At 40.2% G+C, this 24135-nt stretch carries 20 protein-coding genes and 1 riboswitch; of the genes, 9 read left to right on the forward strand and 11 right to left on the reverse strand.

What is annotated here, in order from left to right; genetic code table 11:
* Positions 1-200: 200 nt before the first annotated feature.
* Genes PX700_RS09690 through dapA form a run of 4 tightly spaced genes read right to left on the reverse strand, consistent with a single transcriptional unit; the run spans position 201 to position 4173 of the window.
* The gene (locus PX700_RS09690; RefSeq protein ID WP_479520607.1) at positions 201-1322 is read right to left on the reverse strand and encodes a succinylglutamate desuccinylase/aspartoacylase family protein; all 1122 of its coding nucleotides are present in this window, start codon (positions 1320-1322) and stop codon (positions 201-203) included.
* Between the two features lie 5 nt (positions 1323-1327).
* Positions 1328-2533, reverse strand: a complete 1206-nt coding sequence (locus PX700_RS09695; RefSeq protein WP_479520608.1) for a PLP-dependent decarboxylase — start codon at positions 2531-2533, stop codon at positions 1328-1330.
* On the reverse strand, positions 2533-3273 hold the full coding sequence (locus PX700_RS09700) for a 2,3,4,5-tetrahydropyridine-2,6-dicarboxylate N-succinyltransferase (protein ID WP_479520609.1): 741 nt from the start codon (positions 3271-3273) through the stop codon (positions 2533-2535). Before PX700_RS09700 ends, PX700_RS09695 begins: the two co-directional genes overlap by 1 nt.
* Positions 3274-3288: 15 nt before the next feature.
* Positions 3289-4173 (reverse strand): 4-hydroxy-tetrahydrodipicolinate synthase, encoded by an 885-nt coding sequence (dapA, locus tag PX700_RS09705; RefSeq protein ID WP_479520610.1) that lies wholly within the window; start codon positions 4171-4173, stop codon positions 3289-3291.
* A gap of 190 nt (positions 4174-4363) precedes the next feature.
* Positions 4364-4564, reverse strand: a riboswitch (Lysine riboswitch).
* Between the two features lie 192 nt (positions 4565-4756).
* Here dapA and PX700_RS09710 point away from each other — a divergent pair.
* The 6 genes from PX700_RS09710 (at position 4757) to PX700_RS09735 (ending at position 13286) form a co-directional block, all read left to right on the forward strand.
* Positions 4757-5452 carry a DNA-3-methyladenine glycosylase I gene (locus PX700_RS09710; protein WP_479520611.1) on the forward strand — a complete coding sequence of 232 codons (696 nt, stop codon included), beginning with the start codon at positions 4757-4759 and terminating at the stop codon, positions 5450-5452.
* An 11-nt stretch (positions 5453-5463) separates the two neighbouring features.
* Positions 5464-6873, forward strand: a complete 1410-nt coding sequence (locus PX700_RS09715) for a protein adenylyltransferase SelO (protein ID WP_479520612.1) — start codon at positions 5464-5466, stop codon at positions 6871-6873.
* Positions 6874-7262: 389 nt separating this feature from the next.
* Entirely contained in the window at positions 7263-8318 is a 1056-nt protein-coding gene (locus PX700_RS09720; protein WP_415637941.1) for an OmpA family protein, read from the forward strand.
* Between the two features lie 292 nt (positions 8319-8610).
* Positions 8611-11208 carry a bifunctional aconitate hydratase 2/2-methylisocitrate dehydratase gene (gene acnB / locus PX700_RS09725; RefSeq protein ID WP_479520613.1) on the forward strand — a complete coding sequence of 866 codons (2598 nt, stop codon included), beginning with the start codon at positions 8611-8613 and terminating at the stop codon, positions 11206-11208.
* Positions 11209-11408: 200 nt separating this feature from the next.
* Positions 11409-12041 carry a 2OG-Fe dioxygenase family protein gene (locus PX700_RS09730; RefSeq protein ID WP_415637943.1) on the forward strand — a complete coding sequence of 211 codons (633 nt, stop codon included), beginning with the start codon at positions 11409-11411 and terminating at the stop codon, positions 12039-12041.
* 9 nt (positions 12042-12050) lie between these two features.
* Positions 12051-13286 (forward strand): cysteine desulfurase-like protein, encoded by a 1236-nt coding sequence (locus tag PX700_RS09735; RefSeq protein WP_479520614.1) that lies wholly within the window; start codon positions 12051-12053, stop codon positions 13284-13286.
* Positions 13287-13305: 19 nt separating this feature from the next.
* Here the strand turns inward: PX700_RS09735 and PX700_RS09740 are convergent, their stop codons facing one another.
* Positions 13306-14010 (reverse strand): 2OG-Fe(II) oxygenase, encoded by a 705-nt coding sequence (locus tag PX700_RS09740; protein ID WP_479520615.1) that lies wholly within the window; start codon positions 14008-14010, stop codon positions 13306-13308.
* A gap of 33 nt (positions 14011-14043) precedes the next feature.
* On the opposite strand from PX700_RS09740, the gene PX700_RS09745 reads away from it, so the two are divergent.
* Positions 14044-14442, forward strand: coding sequence for an acyl-CoA thioesterase (locus PX700_RS09745; RefSeq protein ID WP_415637946.1), 399 nt, complete (start codon positions 14044-14046; stop codon positions 14440-14442).
* A gap of 520 nt (positions 14443-14962) precedes the next feature.
* Positions 14963-15112 carry a hypothetical protein gene (locus PX700_RS09750; RefSeq protein WP_415637947.1) on the forward strand — a complete coding sequence of 50 codons (150 nt, stop codon included), beginning with the start codon at positions 14963-14965 and terminating at the stop codon, positions 15110-15112.
* Between the two features lie 156 nt (positions 15113-15268).
* Here PX700_RS09750 and recG read toward each other — a convergent pair whose 3' ends face one another.
* From recG to asnC, 3 genes are read right to left on the reverse strand one after another with little or no spacing between them, the layout of a single operon-like run.
* Positions 15269-17350 carry an ATP-dependent DNA helicase RecG gene (recG, locus tag PX700_RS09755; protein ID WP_479520616.1) on the reverse strand — a complete coding sequence of 694 codons (2082 nt, stop codon included), beginning with the start codon at positions 17348-17350 and terminating at the stop codon, positions 15269-15271.
* Between the two features lie 58 nt (positions 17351-17408).
* Complete coding sequence (gene trmH / locus PX700_RS09760) at positions 17409-18095, reverse strand: tRNA (guanosine(18)-2'-O)-methyltransferase TrmH (RefSeq protein WP_479520617.1); 687 nt, start codon at positions 18093-18095, stop codon at positions 17409-17411.
* Positions 18096-18136: 41 nt separating this feature from the next.
* Positions 18137-18595: a transcriptional regulator AsnC gene (gene asnC, locus PX700_RS09765; protein WP_002958822.1), complete on the reverse strand. Its 459-nt coding sequence runs from the start codon at positions 18593-18595 to the stop codon at positions 18137-18139.
* Positions 18596-18792: 197 nt separating this feature from the next.
* Here asnC and asnA point away from each other — a divergent pair, with 197 nt between their 5' ends.
* Complete coding sequence (gene asnA / locus PX700_RS09770) at positions 18793-19788, forward strand: aspartate--ammonia ligase (RefSeq protein WP_479520618.1); 996 nt, start codon at positions 18793-18795, stop codon at positions 19786-19788.
* A gap of 31 nt (positions 19789-19819) precedes the next feature.
* Here the strand turns inward: asnA and PX700_RS09775 are convergent, their stop codons facing one another.
* The 3 genes from PX700_RS09775 to spoT all read right to left on the reverse strand — a co-directional run bounded on the left by PX700_RS09775 (position 19820) and on the right by spoT (position 24084).
* Positions 19820-21427, reverse strand: coding sequence for a DUF342 domain-containing protein (locus PX700_RS09775; protein WP_415637950.1), 1608 nt, complete (start codon positions 21425-21427; stop codon positions 19820-19822).
* Positions 21428-21573: 146 nt separating this feature from the next.
* Complete coding sequence (locus tag PX700_RS09780) at positions 21574-21966, reverse strand: RidA family protein (protein WP_415637951.1); 393 nt, start codon at positions 21964-21966, stop codon at positions 21574-21576.
* 12 nt (positions 21967-21978) lie between these two features.
* Positions 21979-24084 carry a bifunctional GTP diphosphokinase/guanosine-3',5'-bis pyrophosphate 3'-pyrophosphohydrolase gene (gene spoT / locus PX700_RS09785; RefSeq protein WP_415637952.1) on the reverse strand — a complete coding sequence of 702 codons (2106 nt, stop codon included), beginning with the start codon at positions 24082-24084 and terminating at the stop codon, positions 21979-21981.
* Positions 24085-24135 lie beyond the last annotated feature (51 nt).

Raw genomic sequence — 24135 nt, forward strand, 5'->3', positions numbered from 1 at the left:
TTTGGCTAATTTATACCAATTTTATTAAAAACATGATCATTCTAGCGTATTAAATAACTCACTAACTACGTTAAAAATTATTTATATAGAACAACTATGTACCATAATTTTAGCCTTGTTATTAAGCTATTTCCTTATCGCTATAATAGATCACTAATTTAATGCAATTGGTATTACTCTCACGCAATGAGAAGGGTGAGCTAAAGCTCAAATATGTTAGTAAAAAACTTATAAAGCTCGGTGCCTTGGTTAACACTCGCTGAGGCAAAGTGCAAAATAGCAATTGCATCGCAATCTAGAGCAAGTGTTTGCAGTGGTTGCTCACTTAAGTAGCGCTCCATGCGTAAAATATTGGCAATAGGCTCACCGGCTTTAATGTGTCCGCCAAGGGGAGCTATGTATTCAACCATGCCGCCAATAGGGGCGTAATAAGCAAAGTAGTCATCTAAATTACATGCATAGCGAGTCATATTGGCTGGCGTATGCGGTGCGTTTTGTAATACGCCTTTGTGATTTAAGTAACTTAAAATGCTGTTTGCATCGTTTAATGCTTCTTTTAAGTCTATTTTTTCTTGGCTGCCTAGCTCTACAGTAAATGCTTCTACAGGTATTGATAATTCGCGACCTTGTCCGCTAAGCGCATCACTTAAATGCCACCATGGGCAAAAGTTAGCTTCATCCATCGCGCCGTCAAAATCACTAGGAATAAGTAGGACATGTTCAATATTAAAATAACGTGCGCTGTCGGTTGCGTAGGTTGGACAGTACAAGTGTTTGCTTGAAATAGGACCTGTGTGTAAATCGAGTACTATATCAGCTTGATGAGCAAGCTTTTGTAAGTTAAGCGCAATGCGTTTACCCGTATTAAGTAAATAAGCGGGGCCGTTAAGTTTGCTGTCTACTTCGTCAATAAGCGCCTGTTTGAAGTTACTTTTTAATGTAGCGTCGTCATACTGAGTATGATTTTGTGCAAACTGTGCCACTAAATTTTTATTGTAGTGATACATACGATTCCAATTAGTACCCGTAATCGGATCGAATCGGCCAAGGGTAAACTCGCCAGATTTTTGATTACAACCTATTGGGTTGGCATAAGGCACAAGGGTAATATCGCCACTAAGGTTAAGGTGTTTTAGTTGCTCAAGCAGCTGAAAAATAACTGCGTTACCTTGCACTTCAGCGCCATGCATATTGGCCTGAATGTAAACACTTGGCCCTGTGCCATCGCCTTTTAGGCGATATACTGGAATTGTAAGCGGTAAGCCGTTTGCAACTTCCCCTACTACAATGTTCTCTTGGCTGATGTGTGTTGTATTACTCATGCTTATTACCTTAAGTAGTGGCTGGCATTTTCGGCTTGGCGAACACAGGTAAGTGTACCGTTTTGAAGAGTGTACTCTGCGGCTAGCTCATGGCATAAAAAATACGGCATACTTTCGGTAAAGCCGTAAGCACCGCATTGGCTAAACACTAGCCAGTCGTGCTCATTTAAATCGCTTGGTAAGTTATGTTCACCCAAGCAATCAAGCGCTGTACAAAGTGGGCCGTATAAAGTGACCGCTTGAGTTTTAGCACTGGATTCACGCATTAACGCAGCAGGAAAATCTTGGCTGGTAACAGCAGGGCGTAATAAGTGATTTATACCGCCGCTTAAAATGACTTGCTGTTGATTATAGTTTTGTTTGCGCTCTATTACTGGGTTTGCGTAATGACCACATTCGCCAACGGCATAACGACCAAGTTCCATCCATAATTCTTCTACGCCAGCATCATTTTTAATTTTAGCGAGTGCAGCTATTAAGTCATCCCAATCAAGTGTTGCTTCATTTTGTGTATAAGGAATACCTAAGCCGCCACCTAAATCTAAAATTTTAAGGCTAATATTTAAATCGCTGGCAAGTTGGCTAAGAGGTGCAATCATTTGTGACCACAATTCGCTTAGTTTTTGCGTGCTAAGCATGTTGCCCCACTGAAAAATATGTAAGCCGTCAAACTTAAGTGCAGGGTAGTCGGTTACATTGAGTGCTTGCCACTCATCACAACCCAAACCAAACGGCGTAAGGCTGTCGCCGCCCAGTGGATTTTTTTCACCTTCAGGCCAGCGTAATTGCACTCGCAGTAATACTTGTAACTGCGTATTTTGTAGTTGCGCTTGTTGGTTTAACCAACGTACTTGATTGAGGCTTTCGGCCACGAATATACGCACGCCGCGCTCAATAAAGTGTTTTATTTGTTTAGGGCTTTTTGCAGGCCCTGTGTTGAGCACGCGCTGTGAGCTAATACCTTGTGCTAGCACTTGCTCAAGCTCACCTTTACTTGCTACGTCAAAATTAAAGCCAGCGCTGTCTAAGCTTTGAATAATTTTAGACAGTGGATTTGCTTTTACCGCGTACCACAGTTTTACATCGGTTTGCGCAACTAAACGTGCAAGATGCGTGTTTAGTTGATCTAGGTCGTAAACAAAAAAAGGGGTATCAAGTTGTTGTGTAATTGTATTTACAGCAGTTTTGATAGGCGTGCTCAAAAAGCTCATTATCGTAAAACCTCTTCAAGTAATAATGATGCATCGCTTTGCTCGTCGCGGTATTTAACAATTAACGCACACGACATGCTTAGGCCTTGCTCGCGCGCCCATTCGTTTGACGCAGGGCGAGAGCCCGGTATTACAATCGCGTATTCTGGGATTGGCTCGCCTTTATCGAGTTGGCGCTCGTTTACGCAGTCGTATACCGGAATAGTTGCTGATAAACGCACGCCTGGGGCAAGTACTGCGCCTTTTTTAATGACTACGCCTTCAACAATAATACAGCCAGCGCCAATAAAGGCGTCGTCTTCTACAACGACTGGGCTTGCACCAATTGGCTCAAGTACACCACCAAGCTGCACTGCAGCACTTAAATGTACGTTTTTACCTACTTGTGCACACGAGCCAACTAATGCGTGGCTATCTACCATTGTGCCTTCGTCGATGTATGCACCAATGTTTACATACGCTGGTGGCATAATAATCGTGCCTTTAGCAACATAAGCACCACGGCGAACACTAGAGCCACCCGGTACCATACGCACGCCATCTTCAGTGCTAAATTCTTGCGGAGCTAGGTTATGCTTATCAACAAAACCACCTGTAAACTCAGTATTAGTGCCATTTTTAAAGGCTTCTAAAATGCCTTGTTTTACTTCTACATTAGCTTGCCATTGGCCGCTTTCGTTTTGTGATGCTGCGCGTACTGCGCCCGATTCTAAATTATTTAATAGTTCTAACCAGCTCATTATAAAAACCTGTATTTAATGCCAAGATAAAATGGTGTTGTTTGCAGTTGTGATGCAATCGGTTTGAGTTAACTCAAGATGTGTTAAAGGTGGACGAAGTTGCGGGCTGCTTAAGCGACCTTGCAAATGCATTAATACCTTTACGGGAATAGGGTTTGCGACAGCAAATAGGCTATTAATAGCGCTTGACCACTGGGAAAATAAATTAGGGTGTTGACCAGTTAAGCTGCGTTTAACAAACTCGTGAGTTTGTGCGGGCCATGCGTTTGCAGCTACCGACACTAAACCTTTTGCGCCAGCTTGAGCAAAATAAGGCATCAGCGCATCGTCGCCACTAAAAATAGCTAAATTAGGTGCTGCTTGGCGGTAAGCTTCAAACTGAGCAATACTGCCGCTCGCTTCTTTTAGTGCCCATAAATTTTTATTGTTTTGTAAGTTTTGAATTGTTGCCGCTGGGATGCTAATAGCACTGCGCCCTGGTACGTTATAAAGCATACATGGGTGAGCGCTTGCATTAAGTAGGCTTTCAAACCAATGAGTTTGACCTATAGCGCCAGGTTTTGCATAAAGCGGTGAGCCAAGTAAAAAGCTATGAATGGGCAGCGTATTACAGAAGTTAACCCACTCAATTTGTTGTTTTAGATTACTACCGCCCACAGCAACCATGAGTGGTACTGCGGGTTTTAGCCGACATACGTGCTCAACAATGGCTTGTTGCTCTTTTTGCGTAAGCGCTAAACCTTCGCCCGTACTGCCGAGTAGCAAAATACCGTTATGTGCGGCCTCTTGCTCCCTAACCAGCTTAGTTAACGTGTTGTAGTCAACATCGCCGTGTTGATCAAATGGCGTAACAAGCGCGGTCCACAATGAGTAGTCGTTTAAATTGAAATTGTTGATCATCTCTCACGAACTTATAATTTGTACCAATTTTATTAAATACGTGATCATTTTAGCGATGACTAATTTAATGCAATTGGTAGTATTCGAAGAGTTAAAAAGCTTTATGGAAGGAGCCGCATTAACGTCGTTCGAACTAATAATTCGAAGAGCGAATGGGCTTAAAATAATAGGGCGCGCGGCCTTAATATTTAAGACCAGAAGCTCTCCACCAAACTAATAAGCTGCTTGTTATAAGCAGCTATTGGTGACAGTCGCTAGGGTTCAACCTAGTCGCCCGAAATAAACACCTCGCAAAAGTGATTACTTCTCGGCGTTAATTCCCCTCACGTATGCTCATTGGAGTTTGCGCTCCTAACATACGCTACCTGAATAACGCACCTCTTCTAGCCCTTTGCACCTGTTTGTAGAGTAAAAACTTACAAACCTATGCAATTTAAATAGGGTAATTACGGCGATTAAAGCATTTTAGCCGTCTGGGTGTCAAGCGACTAAATGCATATTCATTCATCCATAATGGGAGTGGTTACGTATTGGCTGCTTTTCTCGTACACTAGCAATATAAGTAGTGAGGTATTTAATTAGTATGGAAAAATTTAGCGATATTTATAAGCGAGCGGTAGAGCGAAAAGGCTCTGAAAAAATGCTTAAGTTATTACTTGCAAAACCGCTATCTAAAAAACAACTAAGCACGTTAAGTGACGACGATTGGCTTGAAGAATTTACTCGAAAAGTATTTCAAAGCGGCTTTTATTGGTCGGTTATTAATAATAAATGGCCGGGCTTTAGGGAGGTTTTTTGGGATTTTAGCGTTGATAAGTTACTAATGATGCCACCCGATATGCTGGAACAAAAAGCAACGGATGAGCGTATTGTCCGTAACTATAAAAAAGTAAAAACAATTACCGAAAATGCGTATATGATCCACGAAATAGCAGAGGAACATGGCAGTTTTAGTCAGTTTGTCGCTAATTGGCCAACAGACGATATTATTGGTTTGTGGGCATATTTAAAAAAGCATGGTTCGCGTTTAGGTGGCAATACAGGCCCTTATGCGCTGCGAGCACTTGGTAAAGATACTTTTTTACTATCACGCGATGTAGAGAATTATTTACGCGCCCATAAAATTATAGATGGCGGCCTACAAACTAAAAAATCACTGAATGCAGCCCAAGCTTTTTTTAACGAAATGCAAAAACAAAGCGGCTTAAGTATGCAAGAGTTGAGTTTAATTGTGGCCTATGGTGTAGGTGACAACCGCGTTGGTATAAGTCAGCAATAAGAGGAATTACCATGAAATTAGTGCCAAGATACACAGACATTGCGGAAAACTTCGCAATTGAAGATTTTCCTGCAAGTGTTGCTTCTCCTCAGTTATTGCTGTGGAACGAGAGCTTAGCAAAACAGTTTAATATTAACGTTGCTGCTGATTTGCGTGCCAATACTTTTGGTGGTAACGAAAAACAGGCGATTCCTGCAGTAGCACTTGGTTACTCTGGGCACCAATTTGGGCATTTTTCGCCGCGTTTAGGCGATGGGCGAGCACATTTATTGGGTGCTATTAATGATGATAAAAACCAGCTATGGGATATTCAATTAAAAGGCTCTGGTGCTACTCCTTACTCAAGAGGAGGGGATGGGCGTTGTGCACTTGGTCCTGCTATTCGTGAATACGTAATGAGCGAGGCAATGCATGCACTGGGGGTTAAAACCACCCGATGTTTAGCCGTCGTTGGCAGTGGTGAAACGGTTTATCGTAATCCGCCACAAGCAGGTGCAATAGTGACTCGTTTAGCAACGAGCCATATTCGTGTTGGCTCATTTCAATATTTAGCGACACAAGGCGATGTTGAAGAACTTAAAAATTTAGCTGATTTAGCTATTGAACGACATTACCCAGAAATAACAGATACAGGGCCACAGCGCTATTTAGCTTTTTTAGGGGCTGTCATTAAAAGCCAAGTTGAATTAGTGGTTAGTTGGATGCGTGTTGGTTTTATTCACGGAGTAATGAATACCGACAATACGCTAGTAAGCGGAGAAACCATTGATTACGGCCCCTGCGCCATGATGAATAATTTTGATTTTGACACCGTGTTTAGCTCTATCGATAAACAAGGTCGTTATGCCTTTGGTAACCAGCCTAATATAGCTAACTGGAACTGCGCACGCTTAGCTGAGAGCTTAATACCACTTATTAGTGATGATGACGAGCAAGCTGTTTCGTTAATGACGCCATACATCAATAGCTTTGCTGAGCAGTTTAATGCTGAGTTTACGGCTATGTGGGAGAAAAAACTGGGCTTGAGTGCAAAAAATGCAAGCGGAAGTAAGTTAATTTCAGAGTTATTAACGCTATTAAAAGATAACCAGCTCGACTACACCAATACCTTTGATGCGCTTACTGAATCCTTAAAGGGAGAAACAGTAGTCCCCGAGTCGCTAATCGAATGGAGAGCTAGGTGGGTAAACTTAACTGACAATAATAGTTATGAAGTAATGAGAGCGGCAAATCCTCGTGTGATTCCTCGTAACCACATGATCGAAAAAATGATTTCAGAGTATAATGCTGCAGGGTCTAGTGAGTTATTAGAGCGCTTTATGAAAATAGTGGGAAATCCGTATTCTGATGATGAAAAACTATCAGAGTTTCAGGTTGCACCGATAAATGATAATGATTACCAGACTTTTTGTGGTACTTAATTGTTAGTATTTAATGTAACTACATGATTCAAAAGAGTCATTTTTCAACCAAATATGAGCATATATGTTTGGGAATATAAACACGGGTGCTATTATGCGCCGAATTAAGATCCAACAATCTTCTATGATTTATGAGTACTTTTAATTTAATTGCTCTTATATCTCTTACTGAGTACTAATTTACAAAAACGACTATACTTATTTTTTATCAAGACTTTAATTTTGTCTATAGTAAGTAGTTGTGTGTTGTTACTGCGTACTGAAGAAAGTTATAAACTTTATTTTTCGTTAAGTATCGATTAACAAAAGCTCATGTAATCTGTATAAAACTGGTTGAGCTAGAGTTCATTAGCTACAATTTATTAGTTGTTAAAAATGGGAAGAAAACAATGAAATTAAAATCACTTACACTTGCGATCGCACTAGCTGCAACTAGCGCATCTACATTCGCTGCTGATAAAGAAGAAGGTTTCTACATTGGCGCATTTGGCGACTACTATGACGCATCTTGGAAAAACATGCGTGATCAAGCTGGTCTTGACGTAAACGAATCAACTGGCTGGGGTGTTGAAGCTGGTTACCGTTTCAGTGATTACTGGAGCGCACGTCTTGAATATGCAGATATGGATTTTAATGCTTTTGATAAAGTTGCTGGCAACCGAAATAATATCGATGGCGAGCGTTACGGTATTGATGCTCTTTACCATTTAAATGGTGGTCCTTTCTACGGTCTTTTCGGTATTAAAGAAATTGACGTAGTTGATGACAACACATTCTTAAATGCAGGTGTTGGTTACCAACACTTCATTACAGATGGCTTATTTGTAAATGCTGAAACAGCTGTATACCAAGGTCTTGACCGTGGTTACACAGATGTAGGCGCTAAAATTGGTATTAACTACTTATTTGGTCAAAATTCAGCTCCTGTAGAGCCAGTTAAACCAGCTCCTGAAGTTGTTGAAGTAGCTGTAGCTCCTTTAGATAGCGACAACGACAACATTGCTGATGCAGATGATAAGTGTGCTAACACACCTATGACTGATGCAGTTGATGGCACTGGTTGTACTTTATATGAAGATAAAGAAGTAACTGTAAGCTTATTAGTGACTTTCCCTAACAATGCTTCAGCAGTATCTACTCAGTACTTAAACGATATTGAAAAAGTATCTGCATTCTTAAAAGAGTACCCAGATACAACAGTACTTTTAGAAGGTCACACTTCTGCTGTAGGTAAAGCAACTTACAACAAATGGTTATCTAAAAAACGTGCTGATGCTGTAGCTAAGCAACTTGTTGCTGATGGTATTGCTGAAGACCGTATTACTACAGTTGGTTTAGGTGAAGAGCGTCTTAAAAATGATGCTAACACTAAAGCTGCAAACGCAGAAAACCGTCGTGTAGAAGCGCATATCAAAACTATCAAAAACGTTAAAGTTTTACGTTAATTAAATAGTTTGTAATAGAAACCCAGCCAAGTGCTGGGTTTTTTTATGCCTGTAATAAATTAATATTAGTTAATGGTAATGATTCTTACTTAATAAACATTCATGAAAATAGATTTTACTACAACTACTATTCATAGTATTTATAATCGGTATAATCAGTTGCGTAACTGGATGGATTTTCATCTATCCATAAAAGCTTTATAATTACGCGTTAGAATACTATAAGTATTGGGTAACTTATTTGCGCTTGAAGCGCTACCGGATACTTTCACGTCACCAAGAGGGCAATATTGTGCTACAAGAATATCGTAAACACGTAGAAGAACGTGCCGCGTTAGGTATCGTACCAGCGCCATTAGATGCTCAGCAAACTGCTGATCTTATTGAATTAATAAAAACTCCACCAGCAGGTGAAGAAGAATTCATTTTAGATTTGTTCATTCAACGTATACCAGCAGGTGTTGATGATGCTGCTTATATTAAAGCGGGATTTTTAGCAGCTGTAGCTAAAGGTGAAACTAATTCTCCACTTGTTTCTAAAGAAAAAGCGGCAGAATTATTAGGTACAATGTTGGGCGGTTACAATATCGCACCAATGATTGACCTACTTGATGACGAAACACTTGCACCAATCGTAGTTAAAGGCCTTTCAAATACATTACTTATGTTTGATGCGTTCTACGATGTAGAAGAAAAAGCAAAAGCGGGTAACGCATTCGCTAAACAAATTATCGAGTCTTGGGCAAATGCAGAATGGTTTACTAATAAACCAGCTGTTGCTGAAAAGATCTCAGTTACTGTTTTTAAAGTAACTGGCGAAACAAATACTGATGACTTGTCACCTGCACCAGATGCATGGTCTCGTCCAGATATCCCACTTCATGCTTTAGCAATGCTAAAAATTGAGCGTGATGGTATTACACCTGATAAAGCGGGCGAAGTTGGTCCAATTACTCAGCTTGAAGAATTAAAAACTAAAGGTTTACCACTTGCTTACGTAGGTGATGTTGTGGGTACGGGTTCATCTCGTAAGTCTGCAACTAACTCTGTACTTTGGTTTATGGGCGATGATATCCCATTCGTACCAAACAAGCGTGTTGGCGGTGTATGTTTGGGTAATAAAATTGCTCCAATCTTCTTCAATACAATGGAAGATTCAGGCGCATTACCAATCGAATTAAATGTTGATGAACTCAACATGGGCGAGCAAATCGACATTTATCCGTACGAAGGTGTTGTTAAGCAACATGGTACTGATAAAGTAATTTCTACTTTTGAACTTAAATCTGATGTGATTTTAGATGAAGTTCGTGCTGGTGGTCGTATTCCACTAATTATCGGTCGTGGTTTAACTGATAAAGCGCGTACATCACTAGGCTTAGGTGCAACTGATATATTTAAAGTACCAACAGCAACAGAAGTTTCTGATAAAGGCTTCACACTAGCGCAAAAAATGGTTGGTAAAGCATGTAACGTTGCAGGTATTCGCCCAGGTCAGTACTGTGAGCCTAAAATGACAACTGTTGGTTCGCAAGATACAACAGGTCCTATGACACGTGATGAACTTAAAGATCTAGCATGTTTAGGTTTCTCTGCAGATTTAACAATGCAGTCATTCTGTCATACATCAGCTTATCCTAAGCCTATCGATGTAAACACTCACCATACGCTTCCTGATTTCATCATGAACCGTGGCGGTGTTTCACTTCGTCCAGGCGATGGTATTATTCACTCATGGTTAAACCGTATGTTATTACCAGATACCGTAGGTACTGGTGGTGATTCACATACACGTTTCCCATTAGGTATTTCATTCCCAGCAGGTTCGGGTGCAGTAGCATTCGCAGCAGCAACGGGTGTTATGCCACTTGATATGCCAGAATCTATTTTGGTTCGTTTTAAAGGCGAAATGCAACCAGGTATCACGTTACGTGACCTTGTTCATGCAATCCCTTACTACGGTATCAAACAAGGTCTATTAACAGTTGAGAAAAAAGGTAAAATTAACGAATTCTCTGGTCGCGTACTAGAAATTGAAGGCGTTGAACATCTTACTGTTGAGCAAGCATTTGAATTATCTGATGCATCTGCAGAGCGTTCTGCAGCTGGCTGTACAGTTAAACTTTCTAAAGAGTCTATCTCTGAGTACCTTGAGTCTAACATTGTTATGCTTAAGTGGATGATCTCTGAAGGTTACGGCGATGTACGTACAATTGAACGTCGTATTACTGCAATGCAAGATTGGTTAGCTAACCCAGAACTAATGGAAGCTGACGCTGATGCAGAGTACAAGCATATCGTTGAAATTGATTTAGCTGAGATTAAAGAACCTGTTCTTTGTGCTCCAAATGACCCAGATGATGCGCGTCTTCTTTCTGATGTTGCTGGCGAGAAAATTGATGAAGTATTCATCGGTTCTTGTATGACTAACATTGGTCACTTCCGTGCTGCTGGTAAGTTGCTTGATGGCTTTAAAGGTCAACTTCCAACTCAACTTTGGGTTGCTCCACCTACTAAGATGGACAAAGACCAACTTACGGAAGAAGGTTACTACGGTATCTTTGGTCGTGTTGGCGCACGTATCGAAACTCCAGGTTGTTCACTGTGTATGGGTAACCAAGCACGTGTTGCAGATAAAGCGACTGTAGTATCTACTTCTACACGTAACTTCCCTAACCGTTTAGGTAATGGCGCAAACGTATTCTTAGCATCATCTGAGCTTGCTGCAATTGCTGCAATCATTGGTAGACTACCTACAGCTGCTGAGTACCAAGAATATGCAGCGAAGATCAACGCAACGGCTTCAGATACATACCGTTACTTGAACTTCCACCGTATGCCTGCTTACACTAAGAAAGCAGACAACGTGATTATTCAACAAGCTGTATAATTTTTAGAGTTTGTTTAAAAACCCGCTTCGGCGGGTTTTTTATTGGCTAAAATAAATATTAGATAGTTAATGCTCTATTTTGTGGTTTATTACATATAATTTAGCTAATAATTGATTTAAATGTAAGTAATAAAGCAAAAAATCCTCTCTAAATGCATTAAAATCCTCACCAATATTCTCATTATTTTAGGCGAGATTTTATGACAGCATTAAACAACCAGAATCTACTGCAACTACGTTTTGTTAACCAAGCAAATATTGATTTGGTTAAGCCTTCTTTTGATAACCTACCTGCTAATCCTTATGCAGATGGTGCCTTTCGTAAACGTCGTTACTCAGTAGTTAAAATGCAAAATGGTGAAATAAAGCTACAACAAGCCAAAGCATTTGTTCAAGACGATTCAATTAATACTTTTCAGGGTAATGTAGAGCGTACTTACGAAAACCTAGCGCAAAGTTTACTTGAGTCAGAAGGCATGAAAAGCATTGTGAATGAGTTTCGCCAACTTACCGGTATTGATGAAGAACGTGATATTGAAATCCATCAATTCCGTATGCTTGCCATTGATAGCGATACACCTGCAGCGCCAGAGGGCGTGCATCAAGATGGTTTTGACCATGTATGTATATGCGGTGTTTCTCACGAAAATTTAGAAGGCGGCGAGCTACTTGTATATGAAAACAAGCAAGCTGAACCGTGTTTTAAAATGGAAATAAAAGACGGCATGTTTGCATTAATAAACGACCGTCAAGTGTGGCATAACGCAACACCAATGAACAAAATTGATGCTAGCAAACCAGGTTACCTGGATTGTTTCGTATTAACGTCTTAAGGAATAAGCATGAACATAACGCAATTACGTGAGCAGTTTCCTGCATTGATGCAAAACGTTGATGGTAAATCGCCAATATTTTTAGACGGACCAGGCGGCTCGCAAGTACCAACATCAGTGCTTAATGCGATGACCGCTTATTTAGGTCATTATAATTCGAACTTAGGTGGCGCGTTTTTTTCAAGTGATAAAACGGTTGAGTTAATGGCGAATGCGCGCCAAGCAGCCGCTGATTTACTTAATGCACCTAGCTCACAACAAATTGTGTTTGGTCCAAACATGACCAGCCTTACGTTTAGTTTCAGCCGTGCTATTTCACGTGACTGGCAGCCTGGCGATGAAATAATTGTAACCAATGCTGATCACTTCTCAAATGTGTCGTCGTGGCAACAAGCAGCTGAAGATAAAGGCGCTAAAGTTAACACTGCACTTATTAACGAAGCTGATTGTAGCTTAGATATGGCGCAATTTGAGAGCTTATTAAACAGCAATACTAAGCTTGTAGCAGTAACGTATGCTTCAAATACCACAGGCTCAATTAACAATATCAAACGTATTGTAGAGCTTGCTCACGCTGTAGGCGCACTTGTTTATGTTGATGCGGTACATTACGCACCACACGAACTAGTAGACGTACAAGCACTTGATTGCGACTTTTTAGCGTGTTCTGCGTATAAGTTTTTTGGTCCGCACTTAGGTATGGTTTACGGTAAAAAAGAGCATTTAGACGGGTTTACACCTTATAAAGTAGAACCCGCTAAAGACGTAGCGCCAGGTCGCTGGGAAACCGGCACACAAAGCTTTGAAGCTATGGCGGGTTTTATTGCGGCTGTTGATTACATTGCAGCAATTAGCGAACTTGACGATAGCCATTCACGCCGCGAAAAGCTAAGTATCGCCTTTGCTAAAACTAAACAGCACGAAATGGCACTTAGTGAGCACTTTTTAACGCGTTTGGTAAATTACCCGCGTATTAAATTATTTGGTATTGATGATTTTGATCGCTTAAACGAGCGTACACCTACTTTTGCTTTAACGTTTGAAGGTTTAGACCCACGTGAAGTGTCTGAATTTTTAGGTAAGCAGCATATTTGCGTGTGGGATGGTAACTTTTACGCGCAAGGTTTGTGTAAACAATTAGGTGTGCTTGATAAAGGCGGCGTAGTGCGTATAGGTTGTATGCACTACAACACCATTAAAGAGCTAGATCAGTTGTTTGACTTGTTTGATGAACTACTCGGTTAATCATGTAAGTTTTGGTGCGCTAACTCTTTGGCGCACCATATATTTGTTCTGCACGATTAAACAGTACCCACGATGTTAAAATGTACTTATCGTTTGATACTGGCTTATTACCTCTGTGGGTATGTGTAAAGTAGCCAGGGGCTATTACCATAGTGCCTTTTTTAGGTGCTATTTTACGATTTTGATAGTAAAACTCAGTCTCACCACCTTCTTCTACATCGTTTAAATAAAACATAAATAGCAACACGCGATGCAACGCCTCGTTATGCTGTAACTGAGGGTAAACCTCACTGTGCCAGTAAGGGTAGCCACCTTTGTTTACTTCGTATTTTTGCGCTTGAATATTACCAAGTCTAAAAATTTGCTGAACTAGCAAAGGTAATTGCGGTTTACCCACTTCTTCAAAGTTCTCTTGGGTTAAGTCAACTACGTCACCTGTTTTTGGATGATAGACCTTTAAGCCAAACGCTCCAATCATCATAAAAATATGATCATCAACATACTTAAAAACATGTTGTGCAGTCGTTTGTTGTATATGTTTTAATTGTTGTGCATATTCGGGGTGATTGTTTAGGTGTAGGTCGTGGCTGTCTTTTTTCTTTAAGTCGACACCGCCCGATGTTACCCCTTGTTTTACATGCGGGCTTTGCGTAAATGTGGTAATAAATTCATCGCAAAACTCATCGCTTAATGCGTTATCAACAACGCGTATAAAGTCCGTCATGGTTTACCTTTATATAATTATTATTGGATTTTTATGTTTATTGAAAAAGTGATGCCGCGCTTTAGCGAAACAGATGCACTCGGACACATTAACAATACCGTACTCCCAGTATGGTTTGAAGTCGCACGTGGACCTATTTTTAAGTTTTTTACACCGGACTTAAATCCACACGATTGGAAATTAATTATCGCCAAAGTTGAAGTATCATTTGTCGGTGAATTATTTTACGGCCATGAGGTAACAGTTAAAACCTCTGTAGAGCATATAGGCACTAGCTCTTTCGTATTGCGTCAAGAGGCATGGCAACACGATAAATGCTGCGCAATAGGCAAAGCGGTTATGGTGAGATATGATTTTATCGCCAAATCAAAGCAAGCGCTTAGCATGGACGAAAAATCATCACTTAACGAGCATATTTACCAAGGTAGTTAACCTTTCAAAGCTTATATTTAAGCTCATGCTGAGCAGAATGAGTGTAAATAAATAATGGTAGCTGTAAATTTTTATCAAGAAATTTTAACGCAATTAGACTGCGTTAGTAGCTTCAGTTACATGCTATTTATATTACAGATTGTTGCGCCGTTATAACAATAAATGTTACTTCGGTAGTTATACCAATTCCAATAAATAGCTGATCTATTTTACTTGCTAAAACAACCCATTTCTTTGTTGTAAATTTCGAAAAGGGAACAACCATTTACATCAATTTATACCAATCTGCTTATGTATGGGGTCTATTTAACGTTAAGGAAATTACACTAGAACTAGGCAAAAATTTTTGTATCTAGTTGTTCTAAATAAAAAATTTTTAACGACGTTATAGTGCAATTTAATTCGGTAAATTGATCAAATATTTATGCAGGTTGGTATTACGCCTAGAACTGAATTGTTTTTTCGGCGTAAAATTTAGATCACATACTTAATGGAATTGGTATTAGATTGGAGAGTGCGTGTGATATCTATTAGCAATAACCCTCCTTTCCAAGCTATTGTGCTCAGTGATGGTCAAAATTTAATAGTTGAAACTTTGTCGTGTAGTGCAATAGTAAAAAGCATCAAATTCAAACAACAAGAAATGACACTCGGCATAGGTGACCCTTAGCACTACCTTGAAAACCTATTTTATTTAAATATTGTGGCAAAGCGGTACACGAACGGTGTAGTTGAAGGTCGCTTTAGTTTATCGGGGGTACATCATCAGTTAGAGACCAACAAACAGCCTTAGCAAACTATTAGCGCTAAAAATGGCGCACTTAGCTTACGCTTGCGCGTAGTTTTGCTTGTTACCTAACCAGCGCTGAATCAGTGGGTCAACAACCTCAGGGTGTTGCTTAAGCATTTGCTGTGCAATCGGTCTTACTTGGTTGAGTATGTGCTTATCGCGGGTAAGATCGGCAATTTTAAATTCGGCTAAACCCGTTTGTTTTGTACCGAGTACTTCACCTGGGCCACGAATTTCTAAATCGCGCTCTGCTATCACAAACCCATCGTTACTATCGCGTAGTACTCCTAATCGCTTTTGAGCGGTGTGAGACAACGGTGCGTGATATAAAAGCACACAATGCGATGCCGTAGCGCCACGGCCAACGCGTCCACGCAATTGATGCAATTGTGCTAATCCCAAGCGCTCAGGGTTTTCTATAATGATTAAGCTCGCGTTAGGTACATCAACGCCAACCTCAATAACGGTCGTAGCCACTAAAACATGTATATTACCTGCTTTAAACTCGCTCATAATGGCTTGCTTTTCAGCTGATTTCATTCGCCCATGTACTAAACCTACGTTGAGCTCTGGTAGTGCTTCTTTTAACTGCAGTGCACTGTCCTCCGCTGCTTGGCACTGCAGTACTTCAGACTCATCAATAAGTGTACACACCCAATAAACTTGGCGGCCTTGCTCGTTACACGCTAATTTAACGCGGGCAATAATATCGTCTCTGCGAGTATCAGGAAGTGCCACTGTTGTGATTGGCGTACGCCCTGGTGGCAGCTCGTCAATCACAGAGGTTTCTAAGTCGGCATAGGCTGTCATTGCGAGCGTACGTGGAATAGGTGTTGCGGTCATGACTAGTTGGTGAGGATAACAATCACCAAATTTACCTTTTTCACGCAGTGATAAACGCTGGTGGACACCAAAGCGGTGTTGTTCGTCAATAACGATAAGCACTAAGTTATTAAACTTTACTTCATCTTGAAATAAAGCGTGAGTACCTACAATCATTTGCGCCTCACCAGAGGCTATTTTTTCAAGTGTTGCTACGCGCTCTTTGCCCTTTGTTTTACCGCCAAGCCACGCAACTGTTATACCTAGTTGATTAAACCACGTTGTAAAATTAACCCCATGTTGCTCTGATAAAATCTCTGTTGGCGCCATTAAAGCTACTTGAAAGCCCTGGGCAATGGCTGTTAGTGCACTAAGTGCTGCTACTAGGGTTTTACCTGAGCCTACATCGCCTTGTACTAAACGCATCATGGGATACGCGTGTTGCATATCACCTTTAATTTCAGCAACTACGCGGCTTTGTGCATTTGTGGGTGCAAAAGGAAGTTGTTCTAAAAATTGGCTTTCTAATGTATTTACCGGATTTAATGCCACGGCTTTAACTTGTTGCCCTTGCTCTCGCACTTTTAATAAGCTGAGGTTTTGAGCAAGTAACTCTTCAAATACAAGACGTTGCTGAGCAGGGTGAGTTCCTTGCTCTAATGCAGTTACATCAACATCATTAGGTGGGCGGTGCAGTAATAATAAGGCGTCACTTAGTGGCATATTTGATGGCTGCCACTGTGAAGGCAGTAGTTCTTCTACTGAGTATTTATGTAGTAAATCAATAGCCTGTTCGCTTAAAGCTCTAATCGATAGCTGCTTTAAACCTTCGGTTGTTGAATACACGGGGGTTAAGGTCGTGGCTACTGGTTGTTCGTTAGAAGTATCGCTGATGCTGTATTCAGGATGGCTCATTTCAAAGCCAACGCGGCCATGGCGCACTTCACCAAAACAACGTATTATTTTACCAGCGCTAAATGCATTTTTTTGTGCGGCGGTAAAATTAAAAAATCGTAGTGTTAGCCTGCCAGTACCATCATTGATTTGGCAAACAAGCATGCGCCTTTTACCAAACGTAATTTGGCTTGTTTCAATTGTTGCTTCAACGCTTACGTGGCTATGAAGTGACAACTCGCTAATCGCGTATAAGCGAGTGCGATCTTCATAGCGAAGTGGCAAATGAAAAAGCATATCTTGCACAGTTAAAATACCTAGCTTTAACAAACGCTCAGCCATTTTTGGGCCGACCCCTTTGAGCTCTGTAATTGGGTATTGATTTAAGCTAGGTTTAGACAAATTATATCAATCTTATTATTTGTGAGTAGGCTAAGTGTACTTACAGAGCTTTAGTCCATCAAGTATGTTTTAAAGCTTGCCAAAATTGCTCGTCAGCGACTATTTCGCCGTTTTCATCAAGTGCAGGATAAGGTAATTTTTTTTGTTTACATTGCCTTGCGATAATAGGGTGGCAGCCTTCAAAGTAAAGTGGATGTTTAACTTCGGCGCTCAGCATATCTCTATTATATAAACCAGCCAGCTCGCGTTGGCGCTGTGCTTCAAACAATATTAGCGCAGCAGCAACCGAAACATTAAGCGATTGCACCATGCCTTGCATTGGAATAATAATATTTTGATCGGCATATTCTAGGGCTTTTTCTGAGATCCCGGTTTTTTCTTGTCCAACAATAATAGCCGTTGGCTTGGTGTAATCTACTTCTCTAAAATCAACGGCATCTTCTGATAGATGCGTCGCGAGTATTTGTATGTCTGGATTGCGTTCACGCATTGCCACTACGGCATCATCAATATTTCTATGCAGGTGCGTCTCTAGCCAGTTTTTACTGCCACCAGAGGTGTTATTTGTTAGCCATTTTTGTTTTTCAGGCCATACAGCATGTACGTGATGGCAACCAACCGCATCAGCACTTCGTACTATTGCAGATAAGTTATGATGTTTATGCACGTCTTCTAAACACACGGTTAAGTCTGTTTGACGGCGCGAAAGTACGTCTTCGATTCTTTGATAGCGAGTTTGCTGCATGGTTATCCTCTTTTTTCGGCAATTATACGAGATTTTTACAGTTAAGGCATTACCGTACGGCTAATTGGGTTTTGTAGAGAAATAAGTGTTTCTGTTGATTGGATTGCTTCTATTGCCTGTATTTTATTAATCAGCACATCTTGTAAGTGGTCAATGGACTTTGTCATTACCTTTATAAATATACTGTAGTTACCTGTTGTGTAATAAGCCTCTACCACTTCCTCTAATGCTTCTAGCTTTATAAGCGTTTGCGGGTAATCACGTGCGTTATTTAAATTAATACCTATAAAGCAACATACATCGTAGCCTAGCTGTTTAGTATTAATCGTTAATTGCGTTCCTGTAATGATCCCTGCTTGCTTCATTTTTTCAATTCTTACGTGAATTGTCCCTGCGCTTACATTAAATCTTTTTGCTAATTCGGCGTACGCAGTACGGGCATTTGCCATTAACGCATGAAGTATCTGTTTATCGAGATTATCGATTAAATAATTTTCCATTATATTTTTCTCATGAAATTATCGAATATATGGTTTTTATACCACTTAATTAATGGTTTTTATATATTAAAGCTATTTTTGTTATGGGATATTGAATTAATCCTTTAAATCGTTACATTAACCTCATTAAAGGCGCAGGTTAGAGTGCTTTTTATCAATTAAGCAAGTAACAATAACTGGGAATGAGGCCAATTATTATGAGTTCACACTATGTGCAGCAACAGCAGCAAATAAGTAAAGTTAAGCAATTTTTTTCACAGCAGCTAGAGCTGCAATTAGGTCTAGTTGAGGTGCAAGCTCCTATATTGGCTAAAGTAGGCGATGGTACGCAAGATAACTTAAGCGGTCATGAAAACGCAGTTGCTGTAAATGTGAAAGCGATTACAGATAGCCGCTACGAAGTGGTGCATTCACTGGCTAAGTGGAAGCGTAAAACACTGGCAACGTATGGTTTTAGTGTTGGTGAGGGGATTTACACTCAAATGAAGGCTTTGCGCCCAGATGAGGATTCATTAAGTCCTATTCATTCTGTATATGTTGATCAGTGGGATTGGGAAAAAGTAATTAACGAAACCACAGAGCGTTCGCTGGCAACGCTCAAGCAAACTGTTCAATCTATTTATAAAGGGATAAAAGAAACGGAAGCTTTTGTAAGTGAGTCTTATGGTTTAACGCCATTTTTACCAGGCGACATAAAGTTTGTGCACAGTGAAGAGCTACGTAAAATGTATCCTGACTTTAGTGCTAAGCAACGCGAAAAAGCTATTGCACAAGAATATGGTGCTGTATTTTTAATTGGTATTGGTGGCGCGCTTGGAGATGGTAAAATTCATGATGTAAGAGCCCCAGATTACGATGACTGGTCTACACCAACATGCGATCAATACATGGGTTTAAATGGTGATATTTTAGTATGGAACCCAGTACTTGAAGACGCCTTTGAAATTTCATCAATGGGTATACGTGTAAGTCCTGAGGTTTTAAAAGCGCAGTTAAGTACAACTGGAGATGAAGACCGCTTAGAGTTTGATTGGCATAAAGCGCTACTACAAAGTAAATTTCCGCAAACGATTGGCGGTGGAATAGGGCAGTCGCGGCTAGCTATGCTATTGCTACAAAAGCAGCATATTGGCCAAGTACAAGTGGGTGTATGGCCGCAGCAAACACATGCAGAGGTAAGTGACTTACTATAGTAATAAAACCAAAGTGCTTCTAGCGCTTTGGTTATGACGTTTTAAATTCAATTGCTATTTTATTATTTTCTAATTTAACGGTACATGGCGGATAATTACGGGTTGTTTTAAAAACTTTATTAAATATATGGATTTCTACGCCAGAATGCAGAATATAGTTCGCAGTAAAGCGTGCGTCGTTAAGTAGGTTATGTAAGTCACGCTCTAAATTAGAAAGTTGTTTTTCTAATTGCTCGGATTGTTGGCAATGATGCTGCTGGGTTGCGCCAATTTTATTAATGAGTAAATTCTTTTTTTCTATGTCGGCGACTAAACTTATTTTTTCTAATGCGGCTTGAAGCGTATCTAATTGCTCATCTGTTTTAGCTAAATCTTTAAAGCAACTATCGGTCTTTGCCGTTATTTTAGCAGCTGATACTGCCAAGTTAATTATCATTTTGGCCCCTGATTCATTGCCTATTTCACCAGCAATGAGCATAGTTGCATCAAGTATTTCACCACCGAAAATCTTCCCATTGGGCAGCTCAGATTGACCTACTTGCAATAAGCGCAGAGCTTTCATTACACAGTGGCTTGTTTGGCGGTCAATAAATATGTTATTCGCTTCTAGATAGCTATATTGTGAATGAGAAACGTGAATATCACCCAGTGCAATTAGTTTGCAAGAAAGTGACTTATTATCTGATTGTTGATGGCCAATAATACCTTGTTTAACAGTTATGTTTCCGCCTGCGGTAAGCTCGCCTGATTCTACAGTACCAAATATTGTAATATCACCTTTGGCTTTTACTTTCATACCTGGTTCTATATTGCGGGTGACAATAACACTGCCCTCAAAATCAATATGACCACTTTTTACATTCACATCTGAAATGGTGAAAATATCATCGACACGCATGCCATTGTTTATTTCAACGGGGACCCCAGTAATAGTTGAGACTAACTCAAGCGGGTTTGTTTTTGATATTTCAGTACCATCGCCAGCGACTAGTTGCTTATTTTCTCCAGGTTTTGCGGGCAGTATGTCACCTACTACAGTAAAGCCTTCTTTTCCGGGAGTTGCTGGTTGCTGACGAATAAGTACAGAGCCTGGCTCTACACTTGCCAGCTTGCCAAAATCACGCATATCCACACTGCCATCTTCTTTGAGCTTGGGTGTTTTTAAGCGATCTTTTAAGGTTTCTACTGTTGCAATTAATTTAGTTGCTAAGCCATCACTTGGGAGCCTGCCTTTTGCTAATACTCCTTTAACTACAGAACCCGCTGTGTTCTCAAATTGCTTTTGCAGTAACAGCTCTAAAAATGCTTGTTTATAGCCACGAACAATTCCTGCTTTGATAAGCTGTTTTTTTGCATCTTCTAGGCTTAATAGCTTTCCGCCTTGGGCAAGTGTTAACTCGCCAATAGCCAGCATTTTATCGTCGCTAATAGTTACATTTAAAGTGGCATTGTGTTTTGTTCCTACAATCAGAGTTTGTTGTGTGTTTTCGTTTTTAAAAAAATCATTAATAGCATCATGATTTATTTTACAGTCGCAAAAAGCTGACTTTTCGAGAGCCTCTAAAATAAATGCAGCGCTGGGAGGAATATGTTCTTTTACATCAAGTAAAACATTTCCATTATTTGCAAGCTTAAACACGAGCCAATCCTTTTTTACTACTTAAGTTAAATTTTTTATAAAAACAACTACAGAGTGCTAGAAAATAGTATTTGAGTCAAGAAATGAGAGAGAGTGAATTTTAAGAGGGAAATAAGGCTATAGAGAAGCTCTATAGCCTGTAATACTTAGTTGGTAGAAGGTAGTTCCATTATGCCGTCTATCTCAACTTGCGCACCTTTTGGTAGTGCACGAACACCTAATGCAGCTCTTGCTGGGTAGGGTTGTTTAAAGTATTGGCTCATCACTTCATTTACAGTAGCGAAGTTAGATAAATCAGTAAGGTAGATATTAATTTTTACCAAATCTTGAATTTTCCCACCTGCTTCTTCACAAACCGCAGCGATATTTTTGAATACCTGATGCGTTTGCTCACTAAAGTCTTCTGAAATCATTTCCATCGTTTCTGGCACTAATGGAATTTGACCAGATAAATAAACAGCGGTGCCTACTTTAACTGCTTGGCTGTAAGTGCCAATGGCAGCAGGTGCTTTGTCGGTAGAGATAAATGCTTTATTCATGTGTTTCCTATTTTACTTTTTACGATAGACTTTTTGCACATCAGGCATAACGCGAATGCGGCGCATAATGTTAGCAACGTGGATACGGTTTTTAACGGTAACCCCTAAATCTATCACGTATAAATTACTTTCTTTTTCATCAGTGGTAATTTCTACAATATTGGCTTGGGTTGTAGCAACCACATTGGTTAATTTAGCCAGTGCCCCTTGATGATTAATAATTTCAACTCTCAGAGCTGCAATGTATTCTTTTTCTGGGTTATCGTCCCATTTTACAACTAAGTATTTAGAGCGTTCATTTTCCCAACCGCGAATGTTTTTACATTCTTGGCGGTGAACAGTCAGGCCTTTACCTTGGCTTATATGAGCCGTAATGGCATCGCCGGGTACAGGGCGGCAACACTTAGAGTAATTAACTAGCATGCCTTCAGTACCAATAATGGTTGCTTTAGCTTGGCTTGCTATATCAGTTAAGTCGTCATTGTCATTTTGCAATAAGCGCTTGGCAATTAACATACTCATTAAGTTACCAGAGCCAATCTCTACTAACAACTCAAGTACAGTAGAGAGTTCGTGCTCCTCAAGTACTCTCGCTATATTTTCATCAGCAATACTATCGAGTTTGTTTTCGCCTAGTGCTGAGTCGAGTAAACGACGCCCTAAAAGCATGGCCTCTTCATGATGCTGACTTCTAAGGTAATTACGAACACCTAAACGCGCTTTACCAGTAACAATAAAGTTTAGCCATGTTGCATTAGGATGGGCACCTGAGCTTGTTATTATCTCTATGGTTTGCCCTGTATCCAATGCCCTGTTTAAAGGGTGTGGTTTGCGATTAACGCGAGCACCTACACAGGTGTTGCCTACATCTGTATGTACTGCATAAGCAAAATCGACTGCGGTAGCACCCATTGGTAGCTCAACAATACGACCATCAGGTGTAAATACGTAAATTTCTTCTGGAAATAACTCAGTTTTTACGTTTTCAATAAATTCAAATGATGACCCTGCACTTTGCTGCAGTTCTAATAAGCTTTGCATCCATTGGCGAGCACGTTGCTGCGAAGTATTACCTGCGCCATCACCCGATTTTTTATACATCCAGTGCGCTGCTACACCTTTGTCTGCCATCTGATCCATATCGTGAGTACGAATTTGAATCTCAACAGGTATTCCGTGTGGGCCAACTAATGAAGTATGAAGCGATTGGTAACCGTTTGTTTTTGGTACCGCAATATAATCTTTAAAGCGTGTTTCAATAGGCTTATAAAGACTATGAGCCACACCTAATACGCGATAACACGTATCCATAGAGTCAACGGCTATTCTAAACGCGTAAATATCCATAACTTCGTTAAATAGCAGTTCTTTATTAAGCATCTTTTTATAGATACTATATAAATGTTTTTCACGGCCTGACACAGTCGCTTTAATGCCTGACTCTTCAAGACGTGCTTCTATTTCATGTTGGATATTCGTAATAACTTCTTTGCGATTGCCACGTGCTTTAGCTACTTCAGATTTAAGTGCACGATGACGCATAGGGTATAAAGCTTGAAAACCTAGGTCTTCAAGCTCATTTTTAATATCGTGGATACCTAAACGGTTTGCTATTGGCGCATAAATTTCTAGCGTTTCACGCGCTATTCTGCGGCGCTTATCTGGGCGCAGTGCGCCTAAAGTACGCATGTTGTGTGTTCTATCAGCAAGCTTGATTAAAATAACTCGAATATCCTGAGTCATTGCCATAATCATTTTACGGTAGTTTTCAGCTTGGAATTCTTTTTTATCTTTAAAGCTGAGCTTATCGAGCTTGCTTACACCTTCAACTAGTTCTGCAACAGTTTCGCCAAAAATTTCGGCTAAATCTTGTTGGCTAAAATCAGTATCTTCAATTACATCATGCATTAGCGCGGCCATGAGCGTTTCATGGTCAAGATGCATGCCTGCAAGAATTTGGGTTACTTCTACTGGATGAGTTATGTAAGGTTCGCCACTTGAGCGAGTTTGTCCTTCATGGGCCTCTCGGGCTACCACGTAAGATTTTTGAACCAGCTCTACATCAGCAGCGGGCAAGTATTCTGAAATTTTCTTTTTAAGACCTTCAAAAAGATACATTTACACTCCAATGTTCTTGTGAAGCAAATTAGGTAAGTTACGAATATACGA

The organism is Pseudoalteromonas sp. TP27, assembly GCF_056470645.1.